This is a genomic window from Dysgonomonas sp. GY75, from assembly GCF_015234155.1.
Lineage (GTDB): Bacteria > Bacteroidota > Bacteroidia > Bacteroidales > Dysgonomonadaceae > Dysgonomonas > Dysgonomonas gadei.
This window is the reverse complement of sequence record NZ_JADCLQ010000001.1, coordinates 21,297-42,285: the sequence shown is the minus strand read 5'-3', so window position 1 is coordinate 42,285 and position 20,989 is coordinate 21,297. Positions and strand designations below refer to the sequence as shown.

Annotated in this window: 24 protein-coding genes; all 24 read right to left on the bottom strand. The window is 41.5% G+C overall.

The annotated features are described in order from the left end of the window. Window positions 1–267: 267 nt before the first annotated feature. The 24 genes from IR083_RS00215 to IR083_RS00100 all read right to left on the bottom strand — a co-directional run bounded on the left by IR083_RS00215 (window position 268) and on the right by IR083_RS00100 (window position 20,255). Window positions 268–807, bottom strand: a complete 540-nt coding sequence (locus IR083_RS00215; protein ID WP_194222773.1) for a DUF3872 domain-containing protein — start codon at window positions 805–807, stop codon at window positions 268–270. Window positions 808–900: 93 nt separating this feature from the next. Then, window positions 901–1,485 carry a conjugal transfer protein TraO gene (locus IR083_RS00210; RefSeq protein WP_194222772.1) on the bottom strand — a complete coding sequence of 195 codons (585 nt, stop codon included), beginning with the start codon at window positions 1,483–1,485 and terminating at the stop codon, window positions 901–903. Window positions 1,486–1,510: 25 nt separating this feature from the next. Further along, window positions 1,511–2,431 carry a conjugative transposon protein TraN gene (gene traN / locus IR083_RS00205; RefSeq protein ID WP_194222771.1) on the bottom strand — a complete coding sequence of 307 codons (921 nt, stop codon included), beginning with the start codon at window positions 2,429–2,431 and terminating at the stop codon, window positions 1,511–1,513. A 134-nt stretch (window positions 2,432–2,565) separates the two neighbouring features. After that, a complete protein-coding gene (traM, locus tag IR083_RS00200) occupies window positions 2,566–3,885 on the bottom strand; it encodes a conjugative transposon protein TraM (protein WP_194222770.1) in 1,320 nt (439 codons plus the stop codon). After that, window positions 3,863–4,144: a TraL conjugative transposon family protein gene (locus IR083_RS00195; RefSeq protein ID WP_194222769.1), complete on the bottom strand. Its 282-nt coding sequence runs from the start codon at window positions 4,142–4,144 to the stop codon at window positions 3,863–3,865. Before IR083_RS00195 ends, traM begins: the two co-directional genes overlap by 23 nt. Window positions 4,145–4,156: 12 nt before the next feature. Next, window positions 4,157–4,780 (bottom strand): conjugative transposon protein TraK, encoded by a 624-nt coding sequence (traK, locus tag IR083_RS00190; RefSeq protein WP_194222768.1) that lies wholly within the window; start codon window positions 4,778–4,780, stop codon window positions 4,157–4,159. A 120-nt stretch (window positions 4,781–4,900) separates the two neighbouring features. Then, a complete protein-coding gene (gene traJ / locus IR083_RS00185; RefSeq protein WP_194222767.1) occupies window positions 4,901–5,929 on the bottom strand; it encodes a conjugative transposon protein TraJ in 1,029 nt (342 codons plus the stop codon). A gap of 2 nt (window positions 5,930–5,931) precedes the next feature. Beyond that, the gene (locus tag IR083_RS00180; RefSeq protein ID WP_194222766.1) at window positions 5,932–6,564 is read right to left on the bottom strand and encodes a DUF4141 domain-containing protein; all 633 of its coding nucleotides are present in this window, start codon (window positions 6,562–6,564) and stop codon (window positions 5,932–5,934) included. An 81-nt stretch (window positions 6,565–6,645) separates the two neighbouring features. Then, window positions 6,646–7,605, bottom strand: a complete 960-nt coding sequence (locus IR083_RS00175) for a fimbrillin family protein (RefSeq protein WP_194222765.1) — start codon at window positions 7,603–7,605, stop codon at window positions 6,646–6,648. Window positions 7,606–7,697: 92 nt separating this feature from the next. Next, complete coding sequence (locus IR083_RS00170) at window positions 7,698–8,582, bottom strand: fimbrillin family protein (protein WP_194222764.1); 885 nt, start codon at window positions 8,580–8,582, stop codon at window positions 7,698–7,700. Beyond that, the gene (locus tag IR083_RS00165) at window positions 8,582–9,508 is read right to left on the bottom strand and encodes a fimbrillin family protein (RefSeq protein ID WP_194222763.1); all 927 of its coding nucleotides are present in this window, start codon (window positions 9,506–9,508) and stop codon (window positions 8,582–8,584) included. Before IR083_RS00165 ends, IR083_RS00170 begins: the two co-directional genes overlap by 1 nt. Window positions 9,509–9,555: 47 nt before the next feature. Then, on the bottom strand, window positions 9,556–10,449 hold the full coding sequence (locus IR083_RS00160; protein ID WP_194222762.1) for a hypothetical protein: 894 nt from the start codon (window positions 10,447–10,449) through the stop codon (window positions 9,556–9,558). A gap of 10 nt (window positions 10,450–10,459) precedes the next feature. Further along, entirely contained in the window at window positions 10,460–12,661 is a 2,202-nt protein-coding gene (locus IR083_RS00155) for a hypothetical protein (RefSeq protein ID WP_194222761.1), read from the bottom strand. 47 nt (window positions 12,662–12,708) lie between these two features. Next, complete coding sequence (locus tag IR083_RS00150; RefSeq protein WP_194222760.1) at window positions 12,709–13,251, bottom strand: DUF3575 domain-containing protein; 543 nt, start codon at window positions 13,249–13,251, stop codon at window positions 12,709–12,711. 19 nt (window positions 13,252–13,270) lie between these two features. After that, complete coding sequence (locus IR083_RS00145) at window positions 13,271–13,717, bottom strand: hypothetical protein (RefSeq protein ID WP_194222759.1); 447 nt, start codon at window positions 13,715–13,717, stop codon at window positions 13,271–13,273. Between the two features lie 120 nt (window positions 13,718–13,837). Continuing rightward, window positions 13,838–14,134: a DUF3876 domain-containing protein gene (locus IR083_RS00140; RefSeq protein ID WP_194222758.1), complete on the bottom strand. Its 297-nt coding sequence runs from the start codon at window positions 14,132–14,134 to the stop codon at window positions 13,838–13,840. 11 nt (window positions 14,135–14,145) lie between these two features. After that, on the bottom strand, window positions 14,146–14,598 hold the full coding sequence (locus tag IR083_RS00135; RefSeq protein ID WP_194222757.1) for a hypothetical protein: 453 nt from the start codon (window positions 14,596–14,598) through the stop codon (window positions 14,146–14,148). An 18-nt stretch (window positions 14,599–14,616) separates the two neighbouring features. Continuing rightward, a complete protein-coding gene (locus tag IR083_RS00130) occupies window positions 14,617–17,118 on the bottom strand; it encodes a TraG family conjugative transposon ATPase (protein WP_194222756.1) in 2,502 nt (833 codons plus the stop codon). 11 nt (window positions 17,119–17,129) lie between these two features. Then, window positions 17,130–17,471 (bottom strand): DUF4133 domain-containing protein, encoded by a 342-nt coding sequence (locus IR083_RS00125; RefSeq protein ID WP_194222755.1) that lies wholly within the window; start codon window positions 17,469–17,471, stop codon window positions 17,130–17,132. A 43-nt stretch (window positions 17,472–17,514) separates the two neighbouring features. Next, window positions 17,515–17,814 carry a DUF4134 domain-containing protein gene (locus tag IR083_RS00120; RefSeq protein ID WP_194222754.1) on the bottom strand — a complete coding sequence of 100 codons (300 nt, stop codon included), beginning with the start codon at window positions 17,812–17,814 and terminating at the stop codon, window positions 17,515–17,517. Window positions 17,815–17,960: 146 nt separating this feature from the next. Continuing rightward, window positions 17,961–18,698 carry a hypothetical protein gene (locus IR083_RS00115; protein ID WP_194222753.1) on the bottom strand — a complete coding sequence of 246 codons (738 nt, stop codon included), beginning with the start codon at window positions 18,696–18,698 and terminating at the stop codon, window positions 17,961–17,963. Between the two features lie 11 nt (window positions 18,699–18,709). Beyond that, on the bottom strand, window positions 18,710–19,003 hold the full coding sequence (locus tag IR083_RS00110; RefSeq protein WP_194222752.1) for a DUF3408 domain-containing protein: 294 nt from the start codon (window positions 19,001–19,003) through the stop codon (window positions 18,710–18,712). 41 nt (window positions 19,004–19,044) lie between these two features. Beyond that, entirely contained in the window at window positions 19,045–19,500 is a 456-nt protein-coding gene (locus IR083_RS00105) for a DUF3408 domain-containing protein (RefSeq protein ID WP_194222751.1), read from the bottom strand. A 5-nt stretch (window positions 19,501–19,505) separates the two neighbouring features. Further along, window positions 19,506–20,255 (bottom strand): ParA family protein, encoded by a 750-nt coding sequence (locus IR083_RS00100; protein ID WP_410492833.1) that lies wholly within the window; start codon window positions 20,253–20,255, stop codon window positions 19,506–19,508. Between the last annotated feature and the right edge of the window lie 734 nt (window positions 20,256–20,989).

Below are 20,989 nucleotides of genomic sequence, written 5' to 3'. Positions count from 1 at the left end.
AAAAAAACAAATCTGCAAGCCGGTTCAAAATCGAACCGGCTTGTGCCTTTCCGCTTATCCGTAACCCGAAAGATCTTATCTTGCGGAATTATAGTTACTTGTTGATTCGCGTTAGTTAAGCAGTTAAAATACAAATATACAGTATATGCGTATTATTTTTTGACATTCAAATGAAAGCAGCCCCTGATTCTAAAAATCAGAGGCTAATGTTATAATTATTCGATATCCTCATTCCACAGCTCCTTATCTGTAGGAGCCTTTCTTAGCTTATAGACAATAACTGCCCATACCACTACCTGATATACAAAGAAACCTATTGCCATGCCCATTTGTCAACAATTTAAATTGTTCATACTTCAAGTTTACTTCAATATTCTCTTCCTGCGTGGAACTATTGGTGAAACTAAAGGTCTTTTGAACCACTTTTCCAAAAGAATTCACGATGTACACGTCCAGAACCTGTCTGCTTGTCCCAAGAGATTTATAATAAAGCCTGAATGTTCTTTTTGTCAATGGATACAAATCATTAGGAGTGAAAATAGTTCTTTCATCATCCATCAAAATCCCCTCTCCGTCACTCTGGAAGTACCTGATATAGTATTCATTTCCAGAATAATCACCTTCCATAATCAACTGACATCTGATTTCCGCAGTTTCATTGACTGCTATTGTCTTTTGAACCGGAAGTGTTTCCAGATCAAACGCATAATCCTGTTTAATGTCCAGCTGGTCACTACAGGCACACACGAATGTCAGTGCACCCAGCACATAACATCCGATAAGTATTTTTCCTATTTTATTTTTCATTTTTATAAATAATTGAAAGTGTATAATCGTACATTTTAAGTATTACTGTTTTTATTACCTAAGCTTAGCTAGGTAATAAATAGCTCTGTGAGCTTAATTGATAATAAATTTTAATCCAACTCCTACTTGTGTATGGAACTTACTAACAGAGCTACCGAATAGCATCCGCTGGCGTGCACTAATGACCAGCACAATACGGTCAGACAGATAGTTTTCTATCTCTAGCGTGGCAGCTCCACCATATACAAAAGCACCTTCATTTGTAAGTGTAGAGCCATCGTAGAGAACCTTGTCCTCCCAATTGCAAGTCTCGTAGCCGCCCAGGGCTGATATTCCTAAAGACATAAAGAGTGTTTTGCTGCCATCAGACAAAAAGTTGTAGTAATAGCCACCCTCCGCAGTAAATGCAGAAACGGGGATTGCCATTTCTTTGTAATCATAGTTTTTCTGAAGATATTCCGCACCGAATACCCATTTATTTCCACCTGATGCATATTTGCTGATAGCAGCACCCAAATAAAAAGCTTCCTTGTTCTTCTCTTGTTTGAAGCCGTCAACCGTTCCCGCTCGAAGTTCTATGCCCCGCATCCCCGGCAGGCATCGTTGTGCCTGTATCTTCTCCATAAACAACAAGCTCATGGAGAATACCAATGATATGACCAATACTATTCTATTCATATTTTTCGTTTTCAAAGTGATGTACTTATTTTACTTCCAGTTCATTTATTACTCTGGCTCTTACCAGGTCATTGTTTTCAACAACAAAGGACTGGTGACGTCCGCCTTCTTTTTCATTGAGTTCAATAATAAGCTGTTTATCATCAGGAATTGTAAACTTGGGAAGTGCAAATACGGTCCTCTGGTCTCGTCTGCCATCTATCTGCATAGCGAAATTATGTGCCCTGAGCGGTGTTATGATCGTCTCCTGAATTGCTGTGCGTTTAGTTACTTTCTTATCTACAATCTTGAAGGTTACAAAATCTACACTGAAAGGAACATTGGAGGAATTTTTCACCTGCGTATGAAAATAAAGCAATCCATTGTGTGAGTAGATCCCTTTGAGTAAAAATTGTAGACCGAAACGTTTCGATCCGATGTGCTTTATTTCACGGCGGTCATTTTTATAGATCGAATTCATAATTAATTTTACTAATAAAGGTGATTCTTTACCCAATTCCGTCAAATAGATTTCCTGGGCATTATTCGGACGGTTTACTATTTCGCCGTCGTAGATGAAGTCTTTCATTTCAATATTCAGCTTTTGAGGTTCGTCCGAATATTTGATATTAAAAGTATAGTAGCTGCCATCATCGGTAATAACTGCCATATTGGTTTCGGTGCTGAAATCCCGTACAGAGGCTTTTACCCTGAGAACATTCTCCGCTCCGTCGGCTTTTCCTGCAATCAGGTCGGAGGAACCCAGATCGACATAACGTACAGCATCAGGAAAAATAATATGCACTGTTTTATTAAAAGTAATTTCCAGACCATAAGGAGGTATCATCCGGTCAAAAGTGACAGGACGTGTCAATCCATTATATAAGTCACCGGAGGATGGATTTTCCTGTGCCTTAACTGACAGGATACTTATAGCAAAAGCAAAAAATAAAATTAAATGTTTCATGACTAAAATTGTTTTAATGTTTTAAATACAGATTGTACTTGAAGAAGTGATCTTAAACATTCGTCCAATGCCTGTATCTTGTACTTCTTCCTGTAATAAAAAGGTCTGTGACCTTGACTTTGGATTTTTAGTGGTTATTTATCTGAAATAAGCAATACACGGTGTCCCGCTTTTAGGGTTATCTTCACTGTACGTAGCTTCTTTGAGATATATTGTGAGGCTCCCTGTATAACACCTTTGGACAGATCCGCTGCTATCTGTGATGCCGCATTGTCCGTGATGGAGATGCTTGTTCCCATATTCTGCCCCATATTGGCAACCATTTCCTTAGTGGCATTCATTTCGGCAGAGCCGGGAACAGATACCCCTTTACGCCCGTCCATGTCATAGGCAGCCAGTTCCACGGGCAGGATATTCCCGTCCAGTAAGATGGATGCAATATGAATATCAACACGCTCTCCGCTTATTTTTGCCGTTCCGCTGACAACCGTTCCTTTGGGTATATGGCGACTACCAACCTGAACAGTCTCCGCAAGACGGAGTTGTACACCTTGTCCGTCGGTAAGAGTCACTGTCCGGTAGATGGTAGCATATACTCCATTTCTGGGTTCATCATCTGTTTCATTTTTCAATGAATTAAACCCGATATTGCGGGGCTTGCTGTATTCGGCGATAAATGCCGAGTCGCTCATCTGTACAGGCAGTGAGGATACGATCTGTTCATGTATCCGGCTCATAGAAATTGTATTTTTATTATTTCCCGAAGATGGCGAAGATGTCCGGCTCTCCTCTGCTTTTAGTGCAGGCTCCAATGTTTGTCCCTGTGTCGTCTGAGGCATATATTTTGCTGCCATCTGATACGACTTTTCCATCAAAGCCAATTGATCTTCTGCTATCCGTTGCGTTTCTTTGCGCTCTTGCTCCTTTCGTTCCAATTCCTGCAAACGCCATTCAAGCTCCAATTGTCGCTGTTCCGCTTCCTCGTCTATCCGTGGTTCAGGCTCATAAAAACTACTCACCTGCCTGTTTACGTCCTGATAAGCATGAACAGAAGATTGAATTTTGACAGATGGTGCAGTCTCACTGTTTGTCGTGTTTGCCTTTTGGTCTTCGAAAGAAGATCTGTCTGTTTCTTCAAAGGCAAAGGACATATCCTGTAGAGTACGCCTTTTCTGTTGCTGTATACTTTCGAACTCATCTTTCTCGTAAGCCCCTTTCTTGTCGGATATAATACCTTCTTCTTTCGGCATCGGAAGTTCAGCATTATAACCCGATCCCTGATTTTCCTTTTCTTTATCCTTCTCTGATGGTGCAAAGATCAGGTACATAACTCCTGCAAATACCAGAAAGAACAAAGGAAAGATAAGAAGCTGCTTGCGTTTGCGGATCTGTTCAGGAGTCAGTTCTTTTTGAACTTCTGTCCCTTGCGTATTATTTATCTTGTCGCTGCTCATAATTAAAATCGTATAATTGTTTAATACTGTCCTCCTGTAATTTTAATTGCCGGATATGTTCTATCTGCAATTGTTCTTTACGTTGTTTCTCCTTTCCCCAATTATAGATAGTGGAAAAGGTAAAGTAGACGTTTACCGAAGTAAAGACCAGAATCATAATGATAACTACCGTTACCCTCTTTTCCAGGGTGATATCCCCGCATAGTTTTCGCAAATAGGAATCTATGCTGTAGCCTAATTCTTTTAAGATATGTTTCATAACCATTTACTTTTAGCGTTCCAATAGCCGTATATCCCTGTTTTCAAGGATTTCAAAGGATTCCATGGTAAAACCGTGAGGATTGTTGTCCGAGCGCACCGAATTGATCAGGTTACAACGGGTAACAAGGCTGCGTTCGGTCACATTACTTTCCCTGATAATCATTTGCCGTGCATAGGTTACAGCCTTATAGGGATAGGCATCAAAATTGCAAACGATGCTATCGACTTGTACACCTTGATTAATGTTTCCCGATACCACACGGTTGTAATACCCTTTCTCGGATAGATCCTTGTAATACCTGAACGCACTTTTGTCTACTAAAAACAAGGCACGGTTGATATTGCTTTCAATGGCGTTCTTATCCGGAGATAATGTGAAGAACAATTCATGGAAGCGACGTACATGCTCTTTGGCTTCCACAGGACGATTTTGAAATAAGTCCTGAGAAAGAGCCAGCATCAGCGACTTTCCGTCATCCAGCACATATATTTTCTGCCGTTGTTTTTCTGCAAAACTGTAAGAACTCCAGACCGAATATCCGGTAACAGCAGCACATAAACAGAGAAATATGATGGAGAAAAGACGTATCTGCTTGAAACTGGTTTCTATATTTTTTAATGATTTAAATTCCATATTTCGATGAATTATTGTTATTTAAGAAAGTATCGCCACTAGCTACCGAGCCATAGTAACCGAAGTCAGTCGCGATACTCTCTTTTGATGAATAACCGGCTCTGCTTATTTACATAAAGACTATTTGCCCATCAGACGTCCTGCAACATTTCCGGCAACGGCTCCGCCTGCACCTGCTACCGCACTTGCTCCGCCTTTCGCCATCTTTCCGGCACTCTGCGTCTGGGAATTGACATTCTTACCCAGATTCCCCATACCACCGGATTGGATGATCCAGTTGGAAACAGACGGTATTGTAAAATATCCGACTATCCCGATTAACATAAATATGATATATACGGCATCCGTACTATCGGGAATAAAGCTGGAATCAGACAAGTTTTCAATGTCTTTTTCGAGCATTTTGATCTGGATTCGTGCCAGAATGGAACTGAACAGGTCGGAAACAGGCAGCCACAGATAAACCGATATATAACGGGTGATCCACTGGATAAGTGTCGATTGAAACCCGTCATAAACACTGATGGCAAAAGCAATAGGCCCCAGAATTGCCAACACTATCAGAAAAAATGTCCGTATGACATCTATTACTAAGGCTGCCGCATGAAAGATCAGTTCCACGATATTTCGAAAAAGTTCACGGATTGCTTTTTGAGCTTTATAAGCAGTACGGGTAACATACATTCCTCCCATTGTCGCAATGTCTTTCGGTCCCCAACCTAATTCTTCGATTTGCCTGTCAAACTCAGCATCATCGACCAGATAAGCTGTTTCCGGATTTCTCATATTAGCTTCGTATTCCAGACGATCTTTTTTAGCCTGATACGCTTTCATGTCAAAAGTTTGTGTTTCCAGAATACTATGTGTGCCCGTTACTATCGGACTCATCACGGAATTAATCGTACCTAAGACCACAGTCGGAAAGAACATGATACAAAAACCGATAACAAACGGGCGGAGCAGCGGGTACACATCTATCGGCTCGGCTCTGGCTAACGCCTGCCATACCCTTGAAGCCACATAGAATAATGCACCGAATCCGGCCAGACCTTTGGCAACCCCTGTCATATTGCTACAGAGAGGCATCATTTCAGTATACAGATCCCGTAATACCTGATGTATGTTTTGAAAATCGACAGCTAACAGCATAATTACCAGTATTTATCGTTTGCATTTCCATAGAGGGCAAGTACACGGTCTGTCTGGTTCTTTTCCCTCGCTCTCAGGTAAGAGACAGAGATGTTTTTCTTCGTGTAATACACCGTCAGGTTGCGGTATTTCTTAATCTCACTATATACCTTGTCAATGATATCCATTCGTTCTTTGTCACTCATGGACAGACCATTTGCAGAGGTAACAATATTTTTAAGCTCGCTGAGCTTATCGGCTCCCTCTTCCAGAATCTTAGTATAGCCGAAAGAGATGGCAGCCAGTTCATCCACCGAATAATTGGGATCGGTCATCATCTTTTGGAAATTTTCGATATAGATATCGGATATTTCGCCTACAAGAAGTACCGTCTGCTGTACTTTACGGGCATCTTTCACAAGGTCATGGACACTTTTCAGCTTATCATAATACTCTTTGCCCTGATTGTAAATCTTAACTGTTTCCTGAAAACTCGACAGCATATTTTTTGCAGTCGAAGAGGTCTGAACTATCTGGTTAGCAGAGTTTACTATTCCCTGAGCCAGATTTGTCGGATCGGTCACTACCCATTGTGCATTCATATTTGTTGTGAAGAGCAAAAGGCTCACCCACAACATAAAAATCTTAGTTTTCATGCTGCTATTTTTTTAATAATAATGTTTTTTAAAGGAAGTATGGAGTATTAAACTCCATACTTTCAGAATTTAATACAACTATTAGTATAGATTAATCTCCCCTTTAGGCCCTTCTGTCCAGTCGGTGATAATTACATCATCGACAACCAGCTCCGTTCCGTTGAAAGTGACATTGTAGAAATACTTGGTTCCCTGTTTCCATTTTGTATCGTAAGGCACATTGTAGGTATAGATATCCCCGTCAATAAAGAAACGTATCATAACGCTTCCCGCTGAGTTTGTCTTGACTACAGGCAATACCATTACTTCCATGAAATCTTTATCTTCAGTTGGTTCTTTATCTGTAAGGGTATATAACCCATTGACATCTTCAATAAAAGCCGGACTGAACTGTGAATCGTAGTAAGTTAATTCCCCTGTCGCAAGATTCAGGGACGCACCACTTTTGAGATCACCCTTTCCTGTAGCATTAGACACTTCAATCCGGGTTAATTTACCTTCTCCCGGATAATTCATTTTACGGATACCGAATTGTATAAGGGCTTTGGCATGCTTCATACGAAGTCTTACATTCGGATTAGCCCTGTTGATATCACCCTGCCCTTCGGCATTCGTCCCATACATATTATCCACCTGATTGTTGTGGTATATATTCATATTGGCAGTACCGTTTGTATAAGCAGCACCGTAAGGGTAAAATGCAAATACAGTCGCAGGAGTATCACTCAGCTTAACGGCAGGAGTCAGTTCCCATTTGCCGGATTTATATTCCGCCTTCACATTGTTATACGGACCTTGCGGATAGTTACTACCCAATGTTCCGTTTGTTACGAAGAGACTGAGAGCCGATCCTTCGGGGAAACTGCTTAATGCGGCTTTTGTGGAACGCAAGCCTGTCTCTGCGGAAGTTATTTCCGTTTGGATACGTAAATCCGCAGTTTGACCCTGTGATGGGTTTACTGTTTCATCATCGTTATTACAACTTGAGAAGCTTAACACTGTAGCGGAAATCACCGCCATACATATAAATAATCGTTTCATCTTATTAAAAATTAATTGTTTATAAATAAGCCGTTTTACAGGTTTTGGCGCCTTATACCCATTCGACGGCTTTGGGTTTTTATAATTATTGTTTATTCGTACCAGGGCAGGTTTATCCTGTCTGTTCCCTGATCTATCCAATCCTCTATCCGCACATCCACAATTTCGAGCAGGCGTTCCTGTATCAGTACCTTATAGGTATATTTCTTCCCGCTTTCCCATTTGGTTCTCGCAGGTACAGGCCAGTGGGCTTTCAGGTTATCTGTATAGAAATCGATCATGATATCCCCATCATATTCTGTTCTGTCGACGGGAACGACCATCAATGACGCTTTTGCCCCGTCATAAAGATGATCGGAATCCAGCTGCCATCCGTAAATTATCGCCGGATCGTTCCATCCTTTCTGATGTTCCATCTTTCCGGTAAGAAGATCCAACTTCGCCTTGCTGTAAAGACTCTGCCCTTGAATAGAAATAAGATTCAGGTTTGCGGCTAGGGAAATATCCGTCCACTGAAACTCAAATTCAATCAGTGCCAATGCATGCTTCATGGTTAGCGAGAGCACCGGATTGGAACTGTTGACACTGTGCATATCACTATAGAGGTAATCCGTCTGACTGGAGTGTTCTATCTCAAAAGAGGACGCTACATTATTTTCAGGATCGTAAGGATAAGCAGCATATATATCCGTATAGCTTTCCCAAAGAGATACAGGAGTATGTAATACCCATGAGTTATTTTTATAAGTCATTCCTCTATACCCACTTCCTTGCAAATCATATATATGCAAGCCGATCTGATCACCCTGCTCAAAATAAGATTTAGATGTAGTACCATTTGCCGATTTGAGGTTAAATTCTACCTGTGCGACAGACAATAACTTTTCTTGTTCCTGATCTACCCAATCATTGGAATCACTGCAAGCATAAAACAGGGATAGTATCACCATCATTGAAAAAATAGATTTCTTTTCCATTAGTAACTGCTTGTTTGGGTTAATACTATGCTAATACCTGTCGCTGCACCGGAAGATTTGAATGTCCGTACCGGAGGAACCATATCCACCTGATAGGTATATTTCATACCCGATTGCCAGAGTGTTCCTTTTTTTAGAGGATATGTATAAATATATCCGTCGATTTCAAACTCAAAGAACAGATCGCCATCGTTTTTAACCGGTTCTATTGGCATAACCAGAACACAGGCATACTCTTCTTCGCTGGTATACGGCTCATAGAAATTCATATCTTCGGGTCTGATGGCAGCCTGGTCATAATAGCCATCCAAAGGCTCTATCTCTGCGTTTTCCAGATTTAGTGTTCCCCTGCTTTTCAGATGTGTTATCCCGTCCGCATTCCGGATAGAAACCTTTTGTACGGAACAGTCATGCGGGTAATCGTTTTTAATAAACTTAAATTGTACCAAAACCAGCACATGCCGCATAACTATATCCGCATAAGGGTGTTCATGCATTACATATCCGTCTACAACCGTTCCGTGCATATAATCGGTTTGGGTGATATGTTCCACATATATATACTTATCCGACTGGTAAGCATGTTTCTTTTGTTCGAAAGGGTAATATGCAAACAGGCGTGACGGCTCACTGCTTAAGAATATAGGTCCAGATAAATTCCACCAGTAATGATAGCGGGCTATATAAGGGAAAGGATATCCTCTATGGTATTCCGGCAGGTACAAACCGATTGTATCGCTATTCTCAAATTCGCGGATTGTCCCGTTTCCTGATTCCGGCCTGTCATTAAACACTGCCACCGATTTGAGTTGTAGCTGTGTATCATACAGAGTAGTACCCGTATCCGCTAAATTCTCATCTGAACAGGAAAAGAACAGAGCAAAAGCAGAAAAGAACAATATTGTTATCATTAAAATCTTTTTCATAATCGTATCGATTAGTTATGAAATAGTCAATAAAAAGGTCTGTGACCTTATAGTTCAATAATACCACCGTCTGAAACATTCCATCCGGTAATAGCGACCTCCATACCCATCAGCCCCAAGCGTATTTCAATCGAAATATTGATAATACGTGTTATAAATCCGCTGAAAACATTTGTCAGGTCGATGGTTTCATAGTATGTATTTCCCCCGGACGCTTCTAAAGCGATATCCAGCAGGTTATCTGTCCTCTCCTCACTTTGCTTATCCGGATTTACCCCGAATACCTCTAGAGTGGAAGAGAACACATTGTCTTTTTCTATGTTTCTTTGCGTATCAAAAGCCAGCCATGCAGCAGACTCCAGTGCATCTAACTGTTTAAAGCCATATTTGTAGGAAATACCTGAAAGTTCTCCGTTAATGGAGCTGACACCCACACCCGAATTATCTATCACCACAAAATCAATATTGATTTTCCGTGTTGCCGATTTCAATGCAGGCTGACTGAGAACCCTTTCAAAAGGGATCACCGTCAAATCTGTATTTGCCGCATACAATGCCGGAGCCTGAACCGTATATAGCCTGCCGTTACCTTCAGATGTATTTAATTCTACTTTAGCCGTGTTCGGACAATCCATGCCGGAAAAGTTGATGTTTCCCAATCCGTAAGAGTTAAATGCCAGTACCTTATAGTTTACCGCTTGTACATCTGTCACCAATGTATCCGATGTAATGCTGTACATATAGTTACGTTGTGGAGACAACAGATAAATATCTGTCAACGCAGGTCTGGTATCATCTTGAGCCAACCCCGACCAGTCCGGTTTGATTTCTACATCCCCGTAATAGGTGCAATCTTCTGAGAAATCGATCAGGTTGCAGGATGCCATCAGCATACAGCAGATAAACGATACTGTCAATCCTATTTTTTTTATTCTTTTCATAACTAGCTTTTTAATAATTATCATCGTCATCCTCTTCCTGATTCAGGTTATACGCCTTAATCAGCTTATTGATCTCAGGATCGAGGGTACCCCGCCAACGTTTCATAGGATCGAGTTCTACCGAGTGCAGGTAACGGGTGACAGCCTCCTCGGTCTTACCCAGCCGTGATGCGACTACAGCCAGCAGATACTCGCTGTTTGCCGTTTCAGGTTCATTCAATAGTATATTGTATGCCGCCTGATCGTAGCCTAAACTCATCAGGCAAATAGCCGTATTGTAATCGTTATACTCATGGAGTATCGAAAGGGCTTCGGCGTACTTGCGTTTTTTCATCAGCTCCATACTCCTTGCATACACCGTATCAGGCTCCGTGGTATGGATGGTATCTTTTACCATTCCTTTACGATGCACATGGAAAGTAAAGTCCACAGCCCGCAGATGCGGATAGAGTTTCTCCCGAATATATTTGTAGTCCACAGGATGTTTCGAACGGATATCCAGTTCCTTTTTATCGGGATCACTATCTGATGCAATTAGATCGAGTATTGCCTGTTTGTTTCCGCTTTTCAGAGAATCCGTTACCAGCTTCGATAGTCCCTGCCAGTCTTCCCCCTTTGGATATGGTTTCAGCATTTTATCGATCCCTTCAATTCCCGATAGCTCCCCACTGAGATATTTACTGATAGATTCCGCACGCCTTTTTGACAAAAGCATATTCGAGCGGAAACTGCCTTCGGGTGAACAGCCTGCAATCAGTGAAATACTATCCATCACAAACTCTCCTGTTTCAGTTAGCTTATCCAACATACCCTGTACCTTTTCCAGCTCCGTACGGTTATCCCCTAAACCGATATCCATATCGTATTTTCCTGTCTTGAATGTGACATTCGCCCGGAGTGTAGACATGGCTTTACGTTCAATAATCTTACGCATATAGCGGGGAGTAGTATCTAAGAATTGTATCATCGAAGAAACTACATACTCCAGCGTATCGGAATGAGGTAACAGATGGCTGTCCCCACTTGTCGATTGTGCATATCCGTCCATATAGATTTTCATCCTGCGGCTGTCCTCGTCTGCCATGACCTGCTGCTTGTAGTAATATTCGAACTTGCCTTTATTGTAGATCACTGTATCAAGCCGTGCTTTTTCGTTCTTCGGGAACTTCACCATTTCGGCAAAAACAATATGTTTGTTATCGATCAGGCTCTGGTTTTTGGCAATCTGACGATCTTTGAGGAATCGCTTTTTAAGAAAAACCGAATCGGCAGCCGTAACAGGTTTATAATCGTTCACAAAACCAATGGTATATTTATCCTTACGGTATTTCCACAAAGTATATTCCGGAGAGAACTTACGTAACAGGTGGAACATCGGCAGCAGGTTTACAATTTGCTTATATCGCTTATTGTAAACAGAAGCAATATGAATCGTATCCTGCCCGAAGTATTCGTATCGTTCTTTTATTCCCCAAAAGCCCATCTGCTTTTTGAGCCAATTCCTGTTGCGGTACATCTTTTGGTTAAAGAACTCGTAACGCTTGTTCAGGCGAGACTTATACTTTGAGTATCCTGCATGATCGAGTGAATCCTTGCGAACCTTTCCAAGTTCCGATTTATTGTAATTGGCAATATACCTATGAAAAGCTCCTGTTTTGACAAAGTATTCGTCGAACAGGCTGTCGGGTATGATCTTTAAAAGGTATCTGTCAAACTCAGCGTACTGCTTTTGCTGTAACTTTCTGAACTCATCGCCCGAAATAACAAGGTCTTCAAAGTCCGAGATTTGGTCTGCTTTGATTAAGTGCGGAGTCAGGTTCAATTGCCATTTGCTGTTTATCAGTTCTTCGGGAACCGAAACAATAAAATCCACATCCACTTTACCAAAGCGTTCAGGCACGTTTTTCATTTTCGCTGTTACGGTTACTTCTTTTAGTTGTACCGCTAACTGTGCATTTCCATCTTTATCCTTTTCTGTCTGTACATAGGTGGTCACATTGCCGTGCCTGTCTTTCATATCGATGACCGAAGGTAGTTTTTTGTCCCGCACCTTTTCCTTTGTCTCTTCCACAGGCTGCACAGGCAGATGAATATTGGCACGTGCCTCTTTATCCATCTTTTGAGTGCTACAGGAAGAAAAAAGGGATGTAATCAGCAGCACGACTGCTAAGAACAGATAGAAGAAAGGGTTTGTTATTATTCGTATATTCATAAGTCTTTTATTTATACTTTACCTGAGTAATAAAAAGGTCTGCGACCTTAGAATAAATAGATTAATGAAAGGGCGAACTTGTTCGGTACGGCTACCCAGCGAGAGTATTCTCCCTTTTGCCGTCCGCACTCCTGACACTCATACTCGTTATAGTCTGCCCAAACAAGACCTATGCCCCCTTCAATTTCCAGATTCCAGCGAGGCGATAAGAGCCACGCATACCCTGCACTGATTCCCATTCCGTAGGCTTGTCCTTCGTAACGGCTGTTTTTCCATGTAACATGGTATTTTGAGCCGATAGCATTAACCCCGACAAAACCATTCACATAGGATTCCAACAGCCAGTAGCGTACTCCGGGCATTACCGTAAAGTTTTGTAATTTCTTATTATCCTTGAATACAAAAGGGTTATAGTACACAGGAAGGTGCAGCGACCATTTACGGTCTAACGTCATGCTTACTTCTGCATTTATTGTTGCTGTTCCCAGAGCCGGGATATTCGTGCCCAGCGAATAGAACTGGGCACGCAATCCACTGCATGAAAGGAGAAAAACAGAAAATAGCATGTATTTGAATAATAGAGTTTTCATATTTCCTTTTTCAGAGTTATTAATTGAGGTTGAAATCGAGAGGGATAGCCGGATAAGGAAATAGATCTGCTTCCGGACGAATCAAGGAAAGATTCCCGCAAAGATTTATCTGGTTCTTATCTTTGTCGTATTCCACAAAAATGGCATATGATTCAAGGATGAAGTAACAGATATTATTATATGTCCTGATGATGTGGGACTCTTTATAATCACCGGCCGGACTATCTATATCCCGTACAGATGCATAAAATTTATCTTTTTCTTTTGTAACCAAAAGGCATATTCCCAGACTTTTAACTATCCATTCTCCGCATGCTTCATTAGGCAGAATTTCTGTATTTGACTCTTCATTCTTCTTATTCATATCCTTAAGGATGTTTACGAGATCTTTGAGTATTTCATATTGTAAGAGTAATAAGCCCGTAAGGGTCTTTATCTGTTTTGCTTTATTGAAAAATCCGAACATATTGTTTTAATTTAAAATGTTAATACTTTTGGGAAATGATTCCCTTTTTGTTTATACTACAGGTTTGGAAGTTTAGATTTGTATTTCTTTCCGGAGCAGCAACTACATTCCCTGTAAGGGTTACTCCTGCTTATCCCGTTTATAACTTCCTTCGGATGCGACAAGCAACAAATCGTTTTCTTCGTCGTAAGCCAATTCTATACGACCGAACATGTCGAATATCATTTTATCCTGAACGACTGATATACGGGTGTCTACTTTTACCCCGTCCCTGTATTCAAATTCAATGTGATAGGAATGGCTTCCTTTGTAAATACGTACCGGAGGAGAACCTGAATTATTTACCCAACGGCCTGTTAAATGGACTAAAGGACATTGTGCAAACGGTTGTTTGCGAAGTCTTTTCTTCTTTTCCATAAGATGCCTTTTTAGCTTTCAGAGCGTTTCTGATAATTGAAGTACGGGACGATGTAAATCCCTTTCAGATCAGGATTGTAGCATAGCTTGAAATAGCAGGATTCAATAAAGAAATAGAATACCCCTTCTTCCCGGTCATCGGCAGTGATCCTGTAGATCAGTTCCGGTTTATAGTCAAATGAGATCAGGTAAATATCTTCTTCCCTGACGATGGTAAAGCAGGGTGGTATCATGTCTTTGAGTTGTTTGAAGGCATCCGTCTTATACGACCACTTTCCGCAGAGATCGTCCAACGAGACGGGCTCCGGCTCTTGCTGATGCCTTTCAATACATTCTGCAAAACTGATACCTGATACAGGTATGTTTATTTCTATCTCCTGTGGCTTATTGAGCAGTATATCCAATACCTCAGTTAAATGTCCGAGGATTGCTGTTAAGTCATTTCTATCTAATTTTTCAAACATCGTTTTTTATTTTTTTAATTAATTACTTGCTTTATTCATGGCTATTTGTTTAATAGCCATCTCGATATCCCCTCCCAGCTTTTCGGTTAGTTTTTGAACTTCAACCTTTTCGGTTTCTTCCGTTGTATACGTATAGTATTCCGAGGGACTCACCTCTGTGGCATATACGGCTGATTGGACACCACCCAGACCGAACCATACTTCTTTGTATTTACGCCCCGGATGATTGGACATATTGATAGAGAGGATCTGAGCCTTTTCCTTATCGGTAAGACCTAAGAGCGATTGAATCACGTCAAAACGGTTCATGAATTTGCGCTGGTCTAACAGGATTTTGCAATCAGAGTTATTAATGATGGCTTCCTTCACTATTTCGGATGAAATAAGGTCTGTAATTTCCTGTGTTACAGTGATAACTTCGCCGAAATACTTTCTAACTGTTTTATACATATATTTCATGTATTCAGCCATACTTGCCGAAGACAAGGCTTTCCACGCTTCTTCAATTATCAATTGTTTACGAATACCCTTTAACCGCCTCATTTTGTTGATAAAGGCTTCCATAATGATGATGGTTACTATCGGGAAAAGTTCGCGATTCTCTTTGATTTGATCGATCTCAAAGACTATGAACCGTTTATTAAGCAAATCGAGTTCCTTATCCGAGTTCAGCAGAAAGTCGAAACGACCACCTCTGTAATATTGACGCAGGGTAGTCAGCATATTGTCAATGTTGAAATCCCTCTTTTCCACTTTGATCTCTCTACTTTCCAGCTCCGGTTTGTAGGTATCCCGCATAAATTCATAGAAAGTATTGAAGCTCGGACGAATACTTCTATCGCTTTGTATCAGTCCGATATACTCGTCAACGGCACTACCTAACTCTCCCGATTCGGTCTTCGTGATTTTATCGTCTTCGCTTTTCCAAAGGGTAAGCAACAGGGTTTTCAAACTGTCCTTCTTTTCTACATCGAACTGATTGTCATCGGTATAAAAAGGGTTGAAAGAGATCGGGTTATCTTCGGTATAGGTGAAATATACTCCGTCCTGCCCCTTTGTTTTGCGGCGGATCATTTCACATAATCCCTGATAGCTGTTACCCGTATCCACCAGAACGACGTGCGTGCCCTGTTCGTAGTACTGCCTGACAAGGTGATTCATAAAGAAGGACTTACCACTACCCGAAGGCCCCAATACAAACTTATTCCGGTTGGTGATGATTCCTTTCCTCATCGGTAAATCGGAGATATCCAGATGGAGCGGTTTACCCGAAACCCTGTCACACATCTTGATTCCAAAGGGAGATGGTGACGATTGGTAATTTGTTTCTTCCGTAAAAAAACAAAGGGCAGGTTCGATAAAAGTGTAGAATGATTCTTCCGAGGGAAAATCCCCGGCATTACCCGGCATCCCGGACCAATAAAGGGTAGCGGCATCCACAGTATTGTGGCGTGGCTTACATTCCATAAGAGCCAATTGACTGCCGACATCATTTTTGATATGCTTTAATTCCTCCTTGTCATCACTCCAGGCGATAACATTGAAATGTGCCCGTATGGAGGTCAGCCCAAAAGAATGAGCCTCATTCAGATAAAGATCGATCCACTCTTTATTAATTTGATTGCCTCGGGAATAACGGGAAAGAGATTGCATATTCCGTGCTGATTTCTCAAACTTCCGCAGATTCTCCGCACTGTCATCTAAAAACAAATATTGATTGTAGATGTGGTTACAGCTAAGCAACAAGCCTACGGGAGCGGCAAAACTCAATCGACAGTCACTTCTGTCCGTAGACAGTTTTTCATAACGCATATCCGTTGCGATCTTTCCGGGTAGGTCTTCCGCATCCGACAGGGTATGCAGGCATACCCGCTTGTCTCCGATACGCAAGCTGTCAGCCCCTAATTCCATATCCTGCAAGCAGGTCGTCTTTTCAAGTGACAGGGAAAAGTATTTTTCTACCAGCCCTGCCTGATCTTCGGTTCCGGTAATCTCATCCGATGTGAGGCGGGTAAGGGTGATGAATCCCGAATCGTTCATAATCTGTTCAAACTGTCCGACCGCTTCAAGGAACTTAACAGCCGTATCCTTATTGAATTCCTTGGGTATAATCTTCCCCCTGCACAGGGATGAAAAATTTGATTGCATACGCATCCGCTCCTTGGTTGTTTTGGTCAGGAACAGAAAGCCGGTGTGGTTTAAAAACGGACGTTCGTTAAAATGAAGTTCATACGAGCGGGATAAGAAAGTAAGGTCCTCTTTCTCCGTATCCGGCTGATACTTCTCTCTGGTAAACCAGTCCTGCTTATGGATAATACTGTAATCGGGCAATACTTTGATCGCTTTCCCCCAGGATGAATGAATGGCTTCGTACTCGGTAGAGGTGACTGTGAAAAGTTCAGGTAGAGCTACTTTGTAGGCTACCGTTATATCCGCATCCTTGCTGATAATACAATCATGCTCTACCGAAAGAAGCGGAAACTTACTCTCTATAGTTGAAGCTTTCAGAATATTTCTCATGTGATCCTGTTTTATATTTTATTCGATATTTTTCTTCTTTTGGAATTTTTAAAAAGCCTGCGGGGAATTTTCCTGTTGATCAGGTAGCGGGGATGATTGCGTTTTGCCAGCATCTTCATCAGGCCGTGTTCGCCGTATTTTTCATTGAGCCGGAATGTAAGTCCTATCAAGACAGAGGCGGAGATGACTCCGAAGCCGATGCAGACCCATTGGTCTGCACCTGCCATATACATGACGACAAAAACAATGAATACGGCTAACAGCCCGGCGGCGAAAATGAACAGGTATTGAGCTTTCAAACCCTTAAATTCCACGCTTTTGCCAATTCCTTTGTTAATTGAATATTCAGCCATATCTACTTGTGTAAATCGGTTAATAAAAGGGTCTGTGACCCTCTTAGAGGAAGAAAGAGCGAAGGATAGTTGCCGCCACGATAAGAAATATACAGGCTCCGAACCAACTGGCTGCGGTTTTGGATGTATCGGGATCTCCGGAGCTGAACTTATTATATACCTTGATACCTCCTATCAAACCGACGACCGCCCCAATCGCATAGATCAATTTTGTGCCGGGATCGAAATAGCTGGTTACCATATTGGTGGCTTCAGTAATCCCGGCCTGTCCGTTGCCTTGTGCAAATGCGGATGAAAAAGCCATAAGAATGGCTAACGAAAAAAAGAGTCTTTTTTTAGTCATTGTGAATTGTTTTAATTTAGGTGCAGGAAACAGGAGTTTCCCGCACTGGTTAATGAATGATTTTAAAAATGGATTTTTAGTGGGGGTCGCAGACCCTTTTGTTGCCAGCGTACACACGCTAACCATAATCTCTTTCTTTCATACGTTTATTTTTTAATCTGTTGAACAAGATCATTGATATCAAAGCCATCGGGAACCTCCTTCGGTTTACGGTTTCTCTTACCCGCTATACCTGCCAGATAATCTTTCATGTGAAAGTCCATCAGTTCGCTAATAATATCCCGGTGTTCAGGGGCACTTGACGCCAGCTTTTCAAACAACTCCGTGTTTTCCAATTGGCTGAGCGTTTTCCCTGCTTGAAGACATTCTTCAGGTGTCGCTTCCTGATAATGGACAACCACTGTTACCGCCTGGCCCATATCCTCGAAGGTCATTCCGCTTGCGATGGAAGCTCCACGAAGCCCCTCAACTTCCTGGGATTCGTCTTCGTCCTGATCTTCACTTTCTTCCTCCTCATATTCAAGCGGGACATCAATCGGTAAAGGCGGATTTTCTTCTGTTTCTTCCTGTTCTGCTTTATCCTCCGGAACGCTTCCCTCAGGCTTTGATGCAACAAAATTATTCGAATTTTCAGCCTCTTTTTCGTTTCCTTCGGGCTTGGCATCGAGTGGCTCCACTTTGGCAGGGCTTGGCTCTGATATACTCTGAACAGGCAACTTAAACATGCTTTTTCCAATAATATCGTTTGAGGACGGTTGCCCGGAGGTTGTCGCTTGTCGGTTATCCGTTCCGCTTCTCCACCTTTTATTTGAATGTAGCCACAGAACGTAACTGGTGACAAACACCACATAGAGCAGAACGACTATAATAAATATGGTCAGCATAGCTTACGGATTTATTTATCTATACCGAAAATATCTTTCGGACAAGCTTCTTCATACAATTTTTGAATTACTTCTTTATTCTCATTGAAGTGATTTCTGAGTATATTGTCCAAATATTCGGAAATCGAAACGGTATTACCTCCTGCCACCTGCGTGAGCTTTTGGATAATCCGATGGTACTCCTTTCGGATATTAACTGACTTGCCATTTCTGGCTATTAAATTTGTCTCTTTCAGATAAAGGTTCTTATAGCCTTCTGTCCCTGTAAGATTCTTTTCCGTTTTTTTACTAAAAATGTAACTCATGACTTTTAAATATTAATTGTTTATAATAGAATGTATTCGATTTACAGCAACCCGCTTAAATCGTTTTCTTCTTTTTCCTTCCATTTTTGGTAGGCTTCTATAATCTCATCTTTATATTGCTCCAGATGTTCACCCAGAATAAGGTCAATGTAACCGCCGACTGTTATTTCCTTGTCGCCCAACATGCGGACGACAGCTGAAATAATCTTATGGTTCTTCTGGCTGATATAGACACATTGGCGGGTCTTGAACTCATTGCGCTTAAAGAAAATATCCCCATAATTGACAGATCCTTTTTTGCGGCGGGAAGAGTTTTTAGGTTCACTTGTGTTGGGTGCAATAACAGGTATTTTGACAGCCTGCTGCGTATCATGACTTGCAACCGGAGGCTCCTGCTCTTTTCTTTCTTCTTTCCGTGGGGAATGGATATCCCTGTCACGGAACGTCGAGAGAAGAAATTCTTCATCGATACGATCTGTATTTAGTTTATTCTTCATCTTTTTTAGCTAATAATTTTCAGGATTTCGTCTGTCAGTTCTTCCAGTGAGCTTCCTTTGAGCAGGCTTCTGTCAGGAGGGAACAGGGTAGACCGGAAAACGGCTTTTCCCGATGTAGGTAATTCCCTACGGAAACGTTTGCTGTCGGGGATAAAAGTTTTCAGGACAGTCAAACCCAGTTCACCTATCACTGTCTCGTATATTTTGTATAGTTCCGATTTTTCCCTTCCGTCCACCATATTCCAGAACAGGTACAAACCTTTAATATCGCTTCTTCCTGTGGTGATCAGGTTTTCGTTTATGTTCACCACAAATCTCAATGTGCTTTCCAGCACCACCCTGTCAGCGGCAATAGGAGAAAAAATATAGTCCATCTTGGAGAGCGTTTTCAATACGCCCGGACTATTGACCGTTCCCGGCAGGTCGAAAAAAATAAAGTCAAGTTCCTCATGTTCCAATTTTTGAGCTTCCTCCAAGGCATATTCAGGTTTGCTTTCCAGTATGATGTAACCTTTCTTCCGGGTACGGGTAATCTGGTTATATGCCAGCTGTTTGTAATATTCGCTATGCAATGTCATTTCGACATCCCGCTTGCGCATCTCGGTGATGCTGTGTTGGGGAAAGTCACAATCGACAATCGCCACATTAAAACCTCTGACGTATTGCAGGTAACTGGCGATCAAAACTGTCAATGTCGTTTTCCCTGCGCCTCCTTTTTGGGTGGAGAATGCCACACATTTTGCTTTCATATTCAACTGTTATAAAAATTAATAATCAATGACTTCATTACTTCCGTTTATCATTATTGTAATGCTGATTCAAATCATTGCTGATTTGCTGCTGTATCGTGTTATGTCCACATTCCGATACTGAATGGCTTCCCTGCATCCTGACGTCAGTACTTCAGTAAATCAGTACGTCATCGCTTCTGCATTTCCTTTGTTCGCTACATCCGTATCGAATCTTTTCAATATTTCAGTATTTAATTACAGGAGCAAAGATGAATTCCAGTTCTTCAGTACATCTGAAATTCTTTACTTCCATAAAGAATCTGTTCACTATTTATTTAATGTTGTACCTCTGTACTTACTTATTTCTATACCGATGCTCTTCAGTAGAGAAGTAAATCATTCTCTCTGCAAATAAACATCAAAAAAGAGCCTTCCATATGCTCTTTTTCTCTGGTGGCAGCCAGTGGCGTCGGTTTGGCATCGCTTGGCACTACCTGCTTATATACAGGATATTATAATGGGAATTAACTTTGTGGAGTGAATAATTCCGGACATCTTGGTCTATCCTTACAGGCTAGTCCGCTAACGTTAAATCTGTCTCCTTCGGAGCAGATTTCGGATGCACGTCAGTGCACAGCAAGCTGTGTTTTTTGCTGCAAAAAATTCATTCTGCTGCAAAAAACGCTTGCCCCCTTTAGGTGGGGGAAAAGCACTCTCCGAAGTCGGTGCTTTTAGTTAATGTAATGGTGGCAGGATGC